We start from the raw sequence: 12710 nt of genomic DNA on the forward strand, positions 1-12710 counted from the left end.
TGTGCTCCCGTCGTGCCTTATCACTAGAGAAAACCATATGGCAGAGCAGATTTTTTCGTATACCGAGGCCGCACTGGAAGACATCGCTGCCCGTATGCTGGCGCTGGCCCGTGCTGGCGGTGCCACCGCTGCGGAAACCGACGTATCCGAGGGGTGTGGGCAGAATGTATCGGTGCGCCTGGGCGAAGTAGAAACCATCGAATATAACCGTGATAAAGGCGTGTCGCTGACAGTGTATCTGGGCCAGAAAAAAGGCCATGCCAGCACTTCGGACTTCTCCGACAAAGCCCTGGCCGATACCGCGGCTGCCGCACTGAATATCGCACGTTATACCGCTGAGGATGACTGCGCAGGCCTGGCAGACCCGGCTTTGCTATTGAAAGCTGGCGACCGCCGCGATCTGGATTTGTATCACCCCTGGGATCTGCCGGTTGAGCAGGCCATCGCGCTGGCGCGCCAGTGCGAGGATGTGGCGCGCGGCGTGGATGCGCGCATCAGCAACTCGGAGGGTGGCACGGTGGCCACCCATGCCACGCGCCATTGCTATGCCAATAGCCACGGTTACAGTGGCAGCCTGACGACCTCGCGCCATAGTTTGTCTGCGTCGGTGGTGGCTAGTGGTGCCAACAGCATGCAGCGCGACTACTGGTACAGCACGGCCCGCCATGCCGACGACTTGCTGTCGGCAGAAGAGGTTGGCCGCATTGCCGGAGAGCGTGCCGTACGCCGCCTGGATGGCCGCCGCGTCAAAACCGGCCAATACCCGGTGCTGTTCGAGGCGCCCGTGGCGGGCAGCTTGCTGAGCCACCTGGTGCAGGCGGTGAGTGGTGGCAGCCTGTATCGCAAGTCCAGCTTCTTGCTGGACAGCCTGGGGCAGCAAGTAGCCGCATCGCTATTGAATATCAGCGAAGATCCCTTTGTACTGCGTGGTCTTGCCAGCGGCTGCGCTGACGACGAAGGCGTGGCGACGTCGGCGCGCCAGTTTGTGAAGGATGGCGTGTTGCAGGGTTACTTCCTGGGGAGCTATTCTGCCCGTAAGCTGGGTATGCAAAGCACCGGCCATGCAGGCGGCGCGCACAATCTGGTGGTGCAGCCTACGCTGGCGGGTGGCTTGCCGGCCTTGCTGGCGCGCATGGGCACCGGCTTGCTGGTAACCGAGCTGATGGGGCAGGGCATCAATATGGTAACCGGCGATTATTCGCGCGGTGCCAGCGGTTTCTGGGTGGAAAACGGCGTGATTGCCTACCCGGTAGAAGAGCTGACCATCGCGGGTAATCTGCGCGACATGCTGCAGGGCATTGATGCCATTGGTGACGATATCGACTACCGTGGCAGCCGCCATATGGGCTCGGTGCTGCTGGGCAATATGATGGTGGCGGGCGAGGCGTGACGCCAGTTTACTGGGCGCAGGCTTGTGCCGAGCTGTCGCAGGGCAGCCCGGCCTTGTCCGCGCTAATCGCACAGTACCCTGCCAGTGTGCTGAAAACGCGTGGCGAGCCATTCGAGACCTTACTGCGCGCCATTGTCGGGCAGCAGATCTCCATTGCGGCAGCCGATGCGATCTGGGCCAGGTTGGCCGCATTGCTGGACACTACCAGCCCGCAGGCTGTGGCGGATGCCTCGCCGGACGCGTTGCGGGCGGTAGGCTTTTCGCTGCGCAAGGTGGAGTACGCGCAGGATCTGGCACGGCATTTTCTGGATGGCCGTATCGACCCGGCGCGGTTTGCCAGCCTGGACGATGAGGCCATCATCCGCGAGCTGGTGGCCGTGCGCGGCATAGGCCGCTGGACGGCTGAGATGTATCTGATCTTTAACCTGTGCCGCCCGGATGTATGGCCGGTAGACGATATCGGCCTGCAAAAGGCGCTGGTGATCATCCATGGTTTACCCGCGCGGCCGGCTTTGGCCGAGTTTCGGCGCATGGGCGATGCCTTTCGCCCCTGGCGCAGCGTAGCTACCTGGTATTTGTGGCGCATGCTGGACCCGGTAGAGGTGCAGTACTAGCGTACAAATCCTGCTGTGGCGGCATCTGTGTTCCATACTCAAAACAAAACAGGGAGCGAGATATGGATAAGCCAATTGTCGGGCTGGTGCTGGCGGGTGGCGGTGCACGGGCGGCCTATCAGGTTGGGGTGCTGATGGCGGTGGCGCATATGCTGCCGCGAGATTACGGTAACCCATTCCCCATCATCAGCGGCACGTCTGCTGGCGCCATCAATGCGGTAGGGTTGGCTGCAGGTTCCATGCATTTTCGTCGTGCTACGGCTTTTCTTGCCAAAATGTGGAAAGGCCTGCATGTCAGCCAGGTATACCGGGCTGACTGGCTTTACTTTACGCGGGCTTTCCTGGCGTGGGGCGGCTCGGTACTGACGGGTGGCAAGCTGGTGCATAACCCGGCCAGCTTTCTGGATAACAGCCCGCTGCGCGAGCTGCTCGGCCAGGTGGTGAACTTTGATGGTGTGTCGCGTGCGGTGCAGAGTGGCGATCTGCGCGCGCTATCGCTGACTGCATCCTGTTATACCACCGGCCAGTCGGTAAGTTTTTTCGAAGGCTGTGACAGTATTGACGAGTGGCATCGTCATCAGCGCCTGGGTGTGCGCGAGCATATCGGTGTCGATCATCTGATGGCGACCTCGGCCATTCCCATGGTTTTTCCTGCGGCTACCATCGATGGGCGGTTTTATTGTGACGGTGCCATCCGCCAGATGGCGCCGTTATCGCCCGCCCTGCATTTGGGGGCTGAAAAACTTTTTGTCATTAATCTGAATACCGAGCACCGCCCGCGGCCAGAGCGGCGGCTGGTAGGGGATCGCCCCTCGCTGGCCATGATCTTTGGTCATTTGCTCAATAGCATCTTTTTTGACAGTATGGCGGCCGATATGGAGCGCTTGAGCCGGGTGAATCACACCGTGTCACTGCTGGATGAACAAGTGCGCTGCAGCGGCAGAACCGCGCTGAAGCGGGTGGAGGTGCTGAATATCTCGCCAAGCGTGTCCCTGGAAGCCATCGCTTTCAAGCACGTCAAAAACTTCCCGCCGGCCATGCGTTTTCTCATGCGTGGTGCCGGCGCCATGCGCCAGCGTGGTTCTGTGTTGGCGAGCTATCTGCTGTTCGATCCGGCTTATGGTCGTGAGCTGATTGACTTGGGCTACAAGGATGCGATGGCCAGGCAGGGCGAAATACTGAATTTTCTACAAAAACCATAGTCTGCTAGGGTGCAGGTTTTTGGCACCGCTATTTTTAAGGGGGTTGTAATGCGTTTATCCAGACGGCAGGGTTTTGCCGCCATCGCGGCGCTGTGTGCCGCATCCATGGGCTTTGCTTTGTATGCCCAGCATGTTATGGGCTTGGAGCCCTGCCCATTATGCGTGTTCCAGCGTGTGGGGGTGATTGCTACCGGCGTATTGGCCGGTATCTTTGCCGTGGCAAACCCGCAAAGGTTGGCCGCAAGGCTGGCGGCATTGCTGGTGGCGCTGGCGGCGTTGGCCGGTGGTGCGGTGTCTGCCTGGCATGTGTATCTGCAGCATTTGCCGAAAGACCAGGTGCCGGCTTGCGGGCCCGGGCTGGATTTCATGCTCGAAACGCTGCCGCTGACGCAGGTGCTCAATACCGTGTTCAAAGGTAGTGGCGAGTGTGCCGAATTGGGTTGGACATTCCTTGGTCAGTCTATGCCGGTATGGACTGGCGTGTTGTTTATTGCGCTGATTGCGATGGCGCTGTGGAATGGCTGGCGCAAGGGCTGATTGGTACCGGTATGGCAATGCAAGCATAGCCAGCCCTGATGGGCTGGCTTTTTCATATGCTGTATTTCATGTGCTGTATTTCATGGCGGGGAGGGGTAATGCAAAAAGCCTTCCGCGAGGAAGGCTTTTAAATGGTTGGCGGAGCGGACGGGACTCGAACCCGCGACCCCCGGCGTGACAGGCCGGTATTCTAACCAACTGAACTACCGCTCCAACCGTAAAACGGTGGTGGGCGTTGACGGAGTCGAACCGCCGACATTCTGCTTGTAAGGCAGACGCTCTACCAACTGAGCTAAACGCCCGAAAACTCGGTACTGCTAGATTGTATGGTTGGCGGAGCGGACGGGACTCGAACCCGCGACCCCCGGCGTGACAGGCCGGTATTCTAACCAACTGAACTACCGCTCCAACCGTAAAACGGTGGTGGGCGTTGACGGAGTCGAACCGCCGACATTCTGCTTGTAAGGCAGACGCTCTACCAACTGAGCTAAACGCCCGAAAACTCGGTACTGCTAGATTGTATGGTTGGCGGAGCGGACGGGACTCGAACCCGCGACCCCCGGCGTGACAGGCCGGTATTCTAACCAACTGAACTACCGCTCCAACCGTAAAACTTGGTGGGCGTTGACGGAGTCGAACCGCCGACATTCTGCTTGTAAGGCAGACGCTCTACCAACTGAGCTAAACGCCCGAAAACTCGGTTACTACTAAATTGTATGGTTGGCGGAGCGGACGGGACTCGAACCCGCGACCCCCGGCGTGACAGGCCGGTATTCTAACCAACTGAACTACCGCTCCAACCGTAAAAACGGTGGTGGGCGTTGACGGAGTCGAACCGCCGACATTCTGCTTGTAAGGCAGACGCTCTACCAACTGAGCTAAACGCCCGAAAACTCGGTTATTGCTAAATTGTATGGTTGGCGGAGCGGACGGGACTCGAACCCGCGACCCCCGGCGTGACAGGCCGGTATTCTAACCAACTGAACTACCGCTCCAACCGTAAAACTGTGGTGGGCGTTGACGGAGTCGAACCGCCGACATTCTGCTTGTAAGGCAGACGCTCTACCAACTGAGCTAAACGCCCGAAAACTCGGTACTGCTAAATTGTATGGTTGGCGGAGCGGACGGGACTCGAACCCGCGACCCCCGGCGTGACAGGCCGGTATTCTAACCAACTGAACTACCGCTCCAACCGTAAAAACGGTGGTGGGCGTTGACGGAGTCGAACCGCCGACATTCTGCTTGTAAGGCAGACGCTCTACCAACTGAGCTAAACGCCCGAAAACTCGGTTATTGCTAAATTGTATGGTTGGCGGAGCGGACGGGACTCGAACCCGCGACCCCCGGCGTGACAGGCCGGTATTCTAACCAACTGAACTACCGCTCCAACCGTAAAAACGGTGGTGGGCGTTGACGGAGTCGAACCGCCGACATTCTGCTTGTAAGGCAGACGCTCTACCAACTGAGCTAAACGCCCGAAAACTCGGTACTGCTAAATTGTAGGGTTGGCGGAGCGGACGGGACTCGAACCCGCGACCCCCGGCGTGACAGGCCGGTATTCTAACCAACTGAACTACCGCTCCAACCGCAAAACGGTGGTGGGCGTTGACGGAGTCGAACCGCCGACATTCTGCTTGTAAGGCAGACGCTCTACCAACTGAGCTAAACGCCCTGAAATCTGTCTCTGCTGAAGCGCTGTTTTTGCTGCGTCGTTCAGCGAGGAGGCGAATTAAAACACAGGCTGGGCGGGGCTGCAAGGGGTTATTGCAAGAAAAATGCAGGTTTTCTTCAAACGATTGTTTTTGCTAGAACTGATGCCTGCCGCATTTTGTCGGACAGGGTGGTGCGTGATGCAAACCGCTCATGTATCATTGCCCGATTGTCCCTAATCGGAACCTAAGCATGAAGCCGACCTTTCTTGATTTTGAGCAGCCCATTGCCGAGCTCGAGAACAAGATAGAGGAACTGCGTTTCGTCCAAGACGACTCCGTCCTCGATATCTCGGAAGAGATTTCGCGCTTGCAGAAGAAGAGCCAAGAGCTGACAAAAACCTTGTACAGCAAACTGACCCCTTCCCAAATTGCAATTGTGGCGCGTCATCCGCAGCGTCCTTATACGCTGGATTACATTAACAGCCTGTTTACAGACTTTCAGGAACTGCACGGCGACCGTTCTTATGCCGATGACCCGGCAATTGTAGGTGGCCTGGCGCGGTTCAATGATCAGCCTGTCATGGTGATTGGTCACCAGAAAGGCCGCGATACCAAAGACAAGATCTATCGCAACTTTGGCATGCCGCGCCCTGAAGGCTACCGCAAGGCCTTGCGCCTGATGCGTACTGCTGAAAAGTTCGGCCTGCCGGTAATCACTTTTGTCGATACGCCTGGTGCGTATCCCGGCATTGGCGCAGAGGAGCGTGGCCAGTCGGAAGCCATTGGCCGCAATCTGTACGAGATGGCACGGCTGAAGGTGCCGGTGATCGTTACCGTCATCGGCGAGGGTGGTTCCGGCGGTGCGCTGGCGATTGCCGTAGGCGACTACGTGAATATGCTGCAGTACTCTACGTACTCGGTTATTTCGCCGGAAGGTTGTGCTTCCATTCTGTGGAAAACAGCTGAGCGCGCTGCCGATGCGGCCGAGGCGCTGGGTATTACCGCGCCACGCTTGAAAACCCTGGGTCTGATTGACCGTGTGGTTAACGAGCCGCTGGGTGGTGCGCACCGCGACCACGCTGCCATGATGACTTCGCTGAAGCGCGTACTGCAGGATCAGCTGAAAGAAGCCAATGGCCGCGGCGTGGACGAGCTGCTGAAAACGCGCTTTGACCGCCTGATGAGCTATGGGCGCTTCAAGGAAAATGCAGCCTGATCTGCTGAATGCCTTGATCCAGAGTTGGCCGGACACTTTGTCCGGCCATTGTCATTTGGAGGTGGCATTGTCTGGCGGGCTGGATTCCATGGTACTGCTGGATTTGCTCTGCCGCTGGCGTGATGAGCGCGGCGGGCCTCTGGTATCGGCTGTCCACGTGCACCACGGCATCAGTCTGCACGCTGATGCCTGGCTGCAGCATTGCGCGCAGCAATGCGCGCTGCGCGCCGTTGCTTTGCGCGTGGAGCGCGTTAGTTTGCAGCGGCACGGTGGCGAAAGCCTGGAGGCGGTGGCGCGCACTGCTCGATACGCAGCGCTGGCGCGCTCGCCCCAGCAGCTGGTTGCATTGGCACACCACGCTGATGATCAAAGCGAAACCGCGCTTTTGCAGCTGCTGCGCGGCGGTGGGGTAAAGGCCCTGGCGGCCATGCCGGTGCTGCGCCAGTGGCAGGGCAAGTGGTTATGGCGCCCTTTGTTGGCGCTTGATCGTGCAGAACTGGCCAAGTATGCCCGGCAGCGGTCGCTAGTCTGGGTTGAAGACGACAGCAACGGCAATGCGGCCAACTATCTACGCAATTATCTGCGCTTACATACCTTGCCGGCATTGCGCCAGCGTATTGGCGGGCTGGATGCCAAGCTGGCGCGCAGCGCAAGCCAGATGGCGGATGCAGCCAGCGTGCTAGACGAAATGGCTGCGCAGGATGCCGAGCATTGTCTGTCTGAGAACCGGCTGCAGCTACCCGCCTGGCAGGCTTTGTCAGCTGCCAGGCAGCGCCTGCTGCTGTTGCATTGGCTGGCTAAGCTGGGCTGGGCTGCTCCCGCACCTGCTGCCTTGTATGACTTTCAGCGGGCGGTGTTGGAGGGCGAGGCAGCCAGGCTGCTAGTACCCCAGGGGCAAATATTGCGCTATCGGCAGCAGCTTATTCCCATTGCCTGGTGTGATGAGCCCCTGCCTTGGCCTTTGGCTTGCCAGCCGGGTCTAAGCGTTGTGACCCCATTTGGTCGCCTGGAGTGGTTGTGGCAGCGGGGTGGCTTGTCGGCGGCGTGCACACAGGAAACCATGTGGCTGCGTACAAGAGTGGGTGGTGAGGTTTTGCCGCAGAAGGTTGGCCGCGTGGCACTGAAGAAGCTGTTCCAGGCGCATGCCATACCTGCCTTGCTGCGGGAGGCTTGGCCATTGTTGCACAATGCGGCGGGGGAGCTGGTGGCAGTGCCTGGCTTGGGGGTAAGTCGTGCTTGCGAGGCTGATGGTGATGGCTGGTGGCCACTATGGCTACCAGTAGCGCTGCCCAGGCAGGGTGGTTTTTAAGCTGAAGGGGCTGGCGATATGCCAGCCCCTTTGTTTTGCAGGGTGGCGATTAGTCCAGGTTTTTTGGGCCAAAAGCACCTGGCAGTAGTGTATCCAGGGTCGTGTCGATGATGCCATCTCCATCGCAAATGGCGCGCACTTGCATGGTAGGGCCAAATTCGTTCAATACCTGGCGGCAGCCACCGCACGGTGGGGTGGGGGTGGCGGTAGGTGTATAGATGCAGACCGCCAGTACAGACTGCATACCTTCTGCTCGCGCAGTAAAGATGGCCGTGCGTTCTGCGCAATTGGTCAGCCCGTACGAGGCATTTTCTACATTGCAGCCACGTACGATCTTGCCATCAGAGGTCAGGATGGCCGCGCCCACTGTAAAACGGCTATAAGGCACGTAAGCGTGACGTGCGGCGGCACGTGCTTCCTTGGCCAGGATATCCCACGGGATGGTGTGTTCCATCGATGCTCTCCACGCAAAAGGGCGTGGGATATTCCTGCGCCTAGTCAGCGTTGTCAATCACTTCTTGCGTCTATAGCTGTCAGTATGTGGTTGAGCGTATCGCCACGAACTTGGCGTGCGCTTAGCAATGCTTCACCCAATGCCTTAGCGATAGCAGGCTCTGCGCGCCAGTGGTGCCAGTAAAGCGGCAGCGATAATGGGGGCGCTAGCGTAGTCAAGCCAGCTTCCTGAGATATGTGTTCAAGGTACTCTTGTGGCATCAGGCCGTAAGCCAGCCCGGCACGGATAAGGGTAAGCATGGCTTCGGGTGTGGGTACGCTGGAGTAGGGGAAGTCGCCCGTGTATGACAATGCTTGTTGCAGATAGAGCGCATGCCGCGCGTGTTGCCCGTGCAGAACCACAGCGTGGGCGCTAGCCAGCGATGCTGCATGGATGCCATCACTAAAGTGGCGTTGCAAGTAGGCGGGTGTGCATACGCATTGATAGTGAATGTCACCCAAGTAAAGGCACTGGCTACCGTGTATGGTGCTGCTGTTATGCGAGAGCCAGCCACACAGATGTGCTGGACATTGCGCGGTGGCCGGGTCTGGTAAATGTTCGCCTGGCAGAATGCGTAGCTGCAGATCATGCTGATGCATTAATGGCAGCAGTGCGGGTATCAGCCAGCATGACAGGCTGTCTGCATCAGCCCCGATGCTGAGAATATTCAGGACGCCATCACGGCTCTCTGGCTTGAGATGCTGCATCAAATCCAGCTCAAGCATTTTGATCTGTTTGTAGTGTTGCAGCAGGGTTTTCCCGACGCTTGTGGCTTCAATCGGCTGGCTGCGAATCAGTAGAGGCTGCCCCAGCAATGACTCTAGTTGCTTGATGCGCTGGGAAACGGCGGACTGGGTAATGCCCAGTTGAGCGGCGGCGCGCTCAAAGCCATTTGTTTCAATGACGGAGGCGAGTGTCAGCAGAAGTTTGCTATCAAGCATGGTGCGATTGAGCCGTAGATTTCATGCGTGAGATGGGTTACTTTTATGGCAATAATTAATTGTTTGTCATTGACGCTGCGGAGTCAATCACTTCGCAGCAGGAAACGTGCCTCAGGTTATGCTGCTGTTGCAGCTTATGGTTTTGGTTATACACGGTGTCATTCAGCTGCTTGTTTTGGTTTAAAGAGGCGAGTGCATAGGTGATGCACAAATAGCGCTGCGGACTCTAGGCAAATCAGGGAAATTTGCGTATCATGCGCATCTCTTGAAGGCACCAAGCCTGACAGGAAGCGTGGCCGAGTGGTTTAAGGCAGCGGTCTTGAAAACCGCCGAAGGTGTGAGCCTTCCGTGAGTTCGAATCTCACCGCTTCCGCCAAACATTTTTTGGCATGTGCTTGATTTTTAAGGCTGTTTTTCATTTTATCAGCCGACAAAAAACAACGCAAATATCAAAGCTACTATCAAATGAGCGATGCTACCGTGCATCGCTTTTTTGTTTTTCAGCCCCGCTACACGGATTGCGCACCGTCCAACGCTGCAGGCTGCCAAAGTTTTACGCTCCTCGATCCAGGCTGTTTGCCGGTGATAACGTAAAAACGCCACCGTCCCTACTACTGGCCACGGCCCGGCACCTCGCGCAGCCATCCTCCTCGCCCGTCTTGGGCACTCCCTGTTGATTTCGCCTTACTTGCCACATTGCGGGCAGGTGCCGCTGCGCCTTTTCCATCTGGATCAGGAGCTTCACCATGACTACCCCAACTTCTCTGCAGCCTTTGTTCAAACGCGTCGCCCAGCAAGACCGCCACGATGATCTGCTGGCTGTGATCGCCACCCTCAGTAGCAAACCTTTAGACACTGTGTACCAGCAGGCCGAAACGCTGGGCATGCCCAAGGTCGGCCCGTTTTATCCGTGGTTGGACGAAACCTTGCTCGGTAAGCTGTTGGCCGCCAACAACCTGAAAGGCGGTGCCTGGAAACCGTGCACCAGCTACACGGAGTTGCCGGAAATCGCCATTGTGATGACCGACTATCACACCGACTGGGAAGTGGGCCGGTGCGTGCTCTACCACCGCAATACGGGCCAAGACGGCAAATCGGCGCAGCCTTACGTGATCGACCCCTACCCGCACGCTGACCCCAAGCTGTACCTGCGCAGCGGTGTGAGTGACATCGCCAAGCTGCGGCCTGCTTGGTATGTCGGCGTCACCGAACTCTATCGCGATGCCAAAGGCTAAGGACGGTGCACCATGCTGCTTGAAGACTTGTACTTTCAGCAGCTGCACCGCATAGAGCTGGTAGAGCCGTGGCGTCACGATAACGGGACGCCCGGCCTGCTGGCTGGTGCCGTGTTGCTGCACTTTGAGAATGGGGTGCTGGCATGCTGGTCGCCGCTACGCTACGGCATGCGGCCAAGCGGGACCGCACTAGGTATCGCGGCTAATGGCGTGCTGACTTCGCCAGGCTACAGGCTAAGCGTGCTGCCAACTGAGGCAGGCGATAAACGGTTCGACCTGACCTTGCCCCGCCACTGCATTAGCGGCCACGCGCTGCAAGACCTGGTGGGCACAGATACCGCGCCCAGATTGATGCTGGCGAACATGGTGGTAGACGACGCTATGATTACCTTGCGGCTGCGTTTGGGCTTAGGTCAAAACAGCACGTGGCAGCTGGGCTACTTGCCGGCACTGGACGGCAGCGTCGGATTCAGTCCACAGGGCCATACCCTTACGATACGAACTTGGCGCGTTGAAAACGCCGACTCTCCCGCTAGCTGGTTACTGCCAGAAAGCCCTTATCCCTTCGTCTTGGCTGGCCGCATCTGGCCATCCGCCCATCCCAATCACTGGCCACTGGCCTTACGCAAAGCCTGGCAATCGCAGCCAGACAGCACCGCCTACCGCACCATCCTGCGCGAAGCCTTGATTGCACGGTTCCAGCAGCATGACCAGTTCAGACAGCGGTTACTCGCCATACAGCTGCCGGAATCGGTCAAAGGACTGCCGGAAGGATTGCTGCTTGAGGTGGTGAACGAACTCCGTCGTCTATTCCGCTAAACCTGGACTCGCTGCTAGCAACTGCACAACTTGCGCCTTGGCTTGCGCATCTGCCTTGCTGTAGCGGTAGATCAAATCAGCCATATCGTCCTCCTCTGCATAGAAAAACGCCAAAGGCACGCCCAAGGTCTTGGCCAGATTACTGGCAGTCAACAAGTCTGGCTTGTGCACGCCCAGCTCATAGCGATTGATACGGGTACTGGCCACAAACGGGTCTATGCCCGCCGTAATCCCCAGGCTCTTTTGCGATAAGCCCGCGGCCAACCTCGCCTGCTTTAGACGGCGACCCCAAAGCTGATTTGCATCCATCGTCTCGCGCCCAAATAGCTACGAGATTCGTAGGTGCTGTATATTTCAGATACTACGTAATTCGTAGCATTGTAGTCGCAGTCAGTTCCGCCACGAGACCTAAAGACATACTTATCGAACAAAGGGATCAAAAATGCGCCACCAGACAAGCAAAAGAATCGACTCACTAACCACTCTTCAGCAACAGCCATTCCGACACTGGCTGACCATGCTAGCCATATGCACTTGCCTGAGTGCCTGCAGCAACAAACCGGGGGACACTGACATCCAGCAAGACCTGGCGGCCACTTACGAATGCCCGATTCTGAAAGTGTCGGATGTGAAGAAGGTAGATGGTGCAGAAGTTGACAGTAAAGTGTATGAAGTGGCATTTACCTATACCGTCAGCATCAAAGGCGGTGCCGAAGCAGCCGGGAAGATGTTTGCCGAATGGAGCCATCTGGATGCGCAGATGCACCCCACGCAGCTGGCATTGGAGAAGGCACAGTATGAAGCCGATGTGCGAATAGCGAGTGGGCAGGTAGGTGGCAACCGCAACGCCGACCCGGAAGTAAGACGGCTAAGCCAAGCTAAAGAACAACTAGAGAACCGGATCAACACGCTGGTGCCATGTCAGAATCTGGAAGCTCTGTCCCGGCTGCAGATTATGCGCACTGCCGCCGAAGAAGCTGCCAAGTCCGGCCAAAGCCAGATAGCGGTGCCAGTTGCCATCAAGGTGCGCGGTAACGGCCATATGGGCAAAGCTGAAAGTGGCTGGCATTTTGTAGATACCCCAGCCCTGAGTACCGTGGAAGTCGTCACCGAAACAGCCAACTACCCTCGCTTCAAGCAGGCAGAAGCACCCGCCAACACACAGCCATCTGACGCCGAACTCGACCCGCCACCTGCACAGCTAGCCAGCATTGCCGCCACGCCTGCGGATGCGGCCAATGCCGCAGATAACAGCCCCAGTTTTGACTGCGCTAGGCTTTGTTGCACAAATCAGCCGTAGGT

At 57.8% G+C, this 12710-nt stretch carries 12 protein-coding genes and 17 tRNA genes; 10 read left to right on the forward strand and 19 right to left on the reverse strand.

Features of this window, described 5'->3' with window-relative positions:
• Positions 1–37: 37 nt before the first annotated feature.
• The 4 genes from pmbA (at position 38) to LCH97_RS03150 (ending at position 3743) form a co-directional block, all read left to right on the forward strand.
• Positions 38–1390, forward strand: coding sequence for a metalloprotease PmbA (gene pmbA, locus LCH97_RS03135; RefSeq protein ID WP_227303356.1), 1353 nt, complete (start codon positions 38–40; stop codon positions 1388–1390).
• Positions 1387–2004 carry a DNA-3-methyladenine glycosylase gene (locus LCH97_RS03140; protein WP_227303358.1) on the forward strand — a complete coding sequence of 206 codons (618 nt, stop codon included), beginning with the start codon at positions 1387–1389 and terminating at the stop codon, positions 2002–2004. Before pmbA ends, LCH97_RS03140 begins: the two co-directional genes overlap by 4 nt.
• A 62-nt stretch (positions 2005–2066) precedes the next feature.
• Positions 2067–3206 carry a patatin-like phospholipase family protein gene (locus LCH97_RS03145; RefSeq protein ID WP_227303360.1) on the forward strand — a complete coding sequence of 380 codons (1140 nt, stop codon included), beginning with the start codon at positions 2067–2069 and terminating at the stop codon, positions 3204–3206.
• A 48-nt stretch (positions 3207–3254) separates the two neighbouring features.
• Complete coding sequence (locus tag LCH97_RS03150) at positions 3255–3743, forward strand: disulfide bond formation protein B (protein ID WP_227303361.1); 489 nt, start codon at positions 3255–3257, stop codon at positions 3741–3743.
• A gap of 136 nt (positions 3744–3879) precedes the next feature.
• Here the strand turns inward: LCH97_RS03150 and LCH97_RS03155 are convergent.
• The 16 genes from LCH97_RS03155 to LCH97_RS03230 form a co-directional block, all read right to left on the reverse strand.
• Positions 3880–3956, reverse strand: a tRNA-Asp gene (locus tag LCH97_RS03155).
• A 13-nt stretch (positions 3957–3969) separates the two neighbouring features.
• Positions 3970–4045 (reverse strand) — tRNA-Val (locus LCH97_RS03160).
• A 29-nt stretch (positions 4046–4074) separates the two neighbouring features.
• Positions 4075–4151 (reverse strand) — tRNA-Asp (locus LCH97_RS03165).
• A 13-nt stretch (positions 4152–4164) separates the two neighbouring features.
• A tRNA-Val gene (locus LCH97_RS03170) sits at positions 4165–4240 on the reverse strand.
• A 29-nt stretch (positions 4241–4269) separates the two neighbouring features.
• A tRNA-Asp gene (locus tag LCH97_RS03175) sits at positions 4270–4346 on the reverse strand.
• A gap of 12 nt (positions 4347–4358) precedes the next feature.
• Positions 4359–4434: transfer RNA gene (locus LCH97_RS03180), tRNA-Val, on the reverse strand.
• A 30-nt stretch (positions 4435–4464) separates the two neighbouring features.
• Positions 4465–4541 (reverse strand) — tRNA-Asp (locus tag LCH97_RS03185).
• 14 nt (positions 4542–4555) lie between these two features.
• A tRNA-Val gene (locus LCH97_RS03190) sits at positions 4556–4631 on the reverse strand.
• 30 nt (positions 4632–4661) lie between these two features.
• Positions 4662–4738: transfer RNA gene (locus LCH97_RS03195), tRNA-Asp, on the reverse strand.
• 13 nt (positions 4739–4751) lie between these two features.
• Positions 4752–4827, reverse strand: a tRNA-Val gene (locus LCH97_RS03200).
• A gap of 29 nt (positions 4828–4856) precedes the next feature.
• Positions 4857–4933 (reverse strand) — tRNA-Asp (locus LCH97_RS03205).
• Between the two features lie 14 nt (positions 4934–4947).
• Positions 4948–5023, reverse strand: a tRNA-Val gene (locus LCH97_RS03210).
• Positions 5024–5053: 30 nt separating this feature from the next.
• Positions 5054–5130, reverse strand: a tRNA-Asp gene (locus tag LCH97_RS03215).
• A gap of 14 nt (positions 5131–5144) precedes the next feature.
• Positions 5145–5220 (reverse strand) — tRNA-Val (locus tag LCH97_RS03220).
• Positions 5221–5249: 29 nt separating this feature from the next.
• A tRNA-Asp gene (locus tag LCH97_RS03225) sits at positions 5250–5326 on the reverse strand.
• A 13-nt stretch (positions 5327–5339) separates the two neighbouring features.
• Positions 5340–5415, reverse strand: a tRNA-Val gene (locus LCH97_RS03230).
• A 230-nt stretch (positions 5416–5645) separates the two neighbouring features.
• On the opposite strand from LCH97_RS03230, the gene LCH97_RS03235 reads away from it, so the two are divergent.
• Together LCH97_RS03235 and tilS are read left to right on the forward strand one after the other, a co-directional pair.
• Positions 5646–6611, forward strand: coding sequence for an acetyl-CoA carboxylase carboxyltransferase subunit alpha (locus tag LCH97_RS03235; RefSeq protein ID WP_227303363.1), 966 nt, complete (start codon positions 5646–5648; stop codon positions 6609–6611).
• Entirely contained in the window at positions 6601–7920 is a 1320-nt protein-coding gene (gene tilS, locus LCH97_RS03240) for a tRNA lysidine(34) synthetase TilS (RefSeq protein ID WP_227303364.1), read from the forward strand. Before LCH97_RS03235 ends, tilS begins: the two co-directional genes overlap by 11 nt.
• A 49-nt stretch (positions 7921–7969) precedes the next feature.
• On the opposite strand, the gene LCH97_RS03245 is transcribed toward tilS, so the two are convergent.
• Both LCH97_RS03245 and LCH97_RS03250 read right to left on the reverse strand, forming a co-directional pair.
• Positions 7970–8374: a cytidine deaminase gene (locus tag LCH97_RS03245; RefSeq protein ID WP_227303365.1), complete on the reverse strand. Its 405-nt coding sequence runs from the start codon at positions 8372–8374 to the stop codon at positions 7970–7972.
• Positions 8375–8427: 53 nt separating this feature from the next.
• The gene (locus LCH97_RS03250; RefSeq protein ID WP_227303367.1) at positions 8428–9354 is read right to left on the reverse strand and encodes an ArgP/LysG family DNA-binding transcriptional regulator; all 927 of its coding nucleotides are present in this window, start codon (positions 9352–9354) and stop codon (positions 8428–8430) included.
• Between the two features lie 286 nt (positions 9355–9640).
• On the opposite strand from LCH97_RS03250, the gene LCH97_RS03255 reads away from it, so the two are divergent.
• The 3 genes from LCH97_RS03255 to LCH97_RS03265 all read left to right on the forward strand — a co-directional run bounded on the left by LCH97_RS03255 (position 9641) and on the right by LCH97_RS03265 (position 11408).
• Positions 9641–9730: transfer RNA gene (locus LCH97_RS03255), tRNA-Ser, on the forward strand.
• Positions 9731–10100: 370 nt separating this feature from the next.
• Positions 10101–10589: a hypothetical protein gene (locus tag LCH97_RS03260; protein WP_227303368.1), complete on the forward strand. Its 489-nt coding sequence runs from the start codon at positions 10101–10103 to the stop codon at positions 10587–10589.
• A gap of 12 nt (positions 10590–10601) precedes the next feature.
• The gene (locus LCH97_RS03265) at positions 10602–11408 is read left to right on the forward strand and encodes a hypothetical protein (RefSeq protein ID WP_227303370.1); all 807 of its coding nucleotides are present in this window, start codon (positions 10602–10604) and stop codon (positions 11406–11408) included.
• Here the strand turns inward: LCH97_RS03265 and LCH97_RS03270 are convergent.
• Entirely contained in the window at positions 11397–11717 is a 321-nt protein-coding gene (locus tag LCH97_RS03270) for a helix-turn-helix domain-containing protein (protein WP_227303371.1), read from the reverse strand. The two genes, LCH97_RS03265 and LCH97_RS03270, sit on opposite strands and share 12 nt — an antisense overlap.
• A gap of 133 nt (positions 11718–11850) precedes the next feature.
• On the opposite strand from LCH97_RS03270, the gene LCH97_RS03275 reads away from it, so the two are divergent.
• On the forward strand, positions 11851–12708 hold the full coding sequence (locus LCH97_RS03275) for a hypothetical protein (RefSeq protein ID WP_227303373.1): 858 nt from the start codon (positions 11851–11853) through the stop codon (positions 12706–12708).
• Positions 12709–12710: the final 2 nt, after the last annotated feature.

Origin of the sequence: Vogesella sp. XCS3 (assembly GCF_020616155.1) — a bacterium.
Classification (GTDB): domain Bacteria; phylum Pseudomonadota; class Gammaproteobacteria; order Burkholderiales; family Chromobacteriaceae; genus Vogesella.

Bases quoted from the DNA above. Each gene is read 5' to 3' on its own strand.
- pmbA (WP_227303356.1), top strand. From the start codon at position 38: ATGGCAGAGCAGATTTTTTCGTATACCGAGGCCGCACTGGAAGACATC.
- LCH97_RS03145 (WP_227303360.1), top strand. From the start codon at position 2,067: ATGGATAAGCCAATTGTCGGGCTGGTGCTGGCGGGTGGCGGTGCACGG.
- LCH97_RS03245 (WP_227303365.1), bottom strand. From the start codon at position 8,374: ATGGAACACACCATCCCGTGGGATATCCTGGCCAAGGAAGCACGTGCC.
- LCH97_RS03275 (WP_227303373.1), top strand. From the start codon at position 11,851: ATGCGCCACCAGACAAGCAAAAGAATCGACTCACTAACCACTCTTCAG.
- LCH97_RS03250 (WP_227303367.1), bottom strand. From the start codon at position 9,354: ATGCTTGATAGCAAACTTCTGCTGACACTCGCCTCCGTCATTGAAACA.
- LCH97_RS03260 (WP_227303368.1), top strand. From the start codon at position 10,101: ATGACTACCCCAACTTCTCTGCAGCCTTTGTTCAAACGCGTCGCCCAG.
- LCH97_RS03150 (WP_227303361.1), top strand. From the start codon at position 3,255: ATGCGTTTATCCAGACGGCAGGGTTTTGCCGCCATCGCGGCGCTGTGT.
- tilS (WP_227303364.1), top strand. From the start codon at position 6,601: ATGCAGCCTGATCTGCTGAATGCCTTGATCCAGAGTTGGCCGGACACT.
- LCH97_RS03270 (WP_227303371.1), bottom strand. From the start codon at position 11,717: ATGGATGCAAATCAGCTTTGGGGTCGCCGTCTAAAGCAGGCGAGGTTG.
- LCH97_RS03265 (WP_227303370.1), top strand. From the start codon at position 10,602: ATGCTGCTTGAAGACTTGTACTTTCAGCAGCTGCACCGCATAGAGCTG.
- LCH97_RS03235 (WP_227303363.1), top strand. From the start codon at position 5,646: ATGAAGCCGACCTTTCTTGATTTTGAGCAGCCCATTGCCGAGCTCGAG.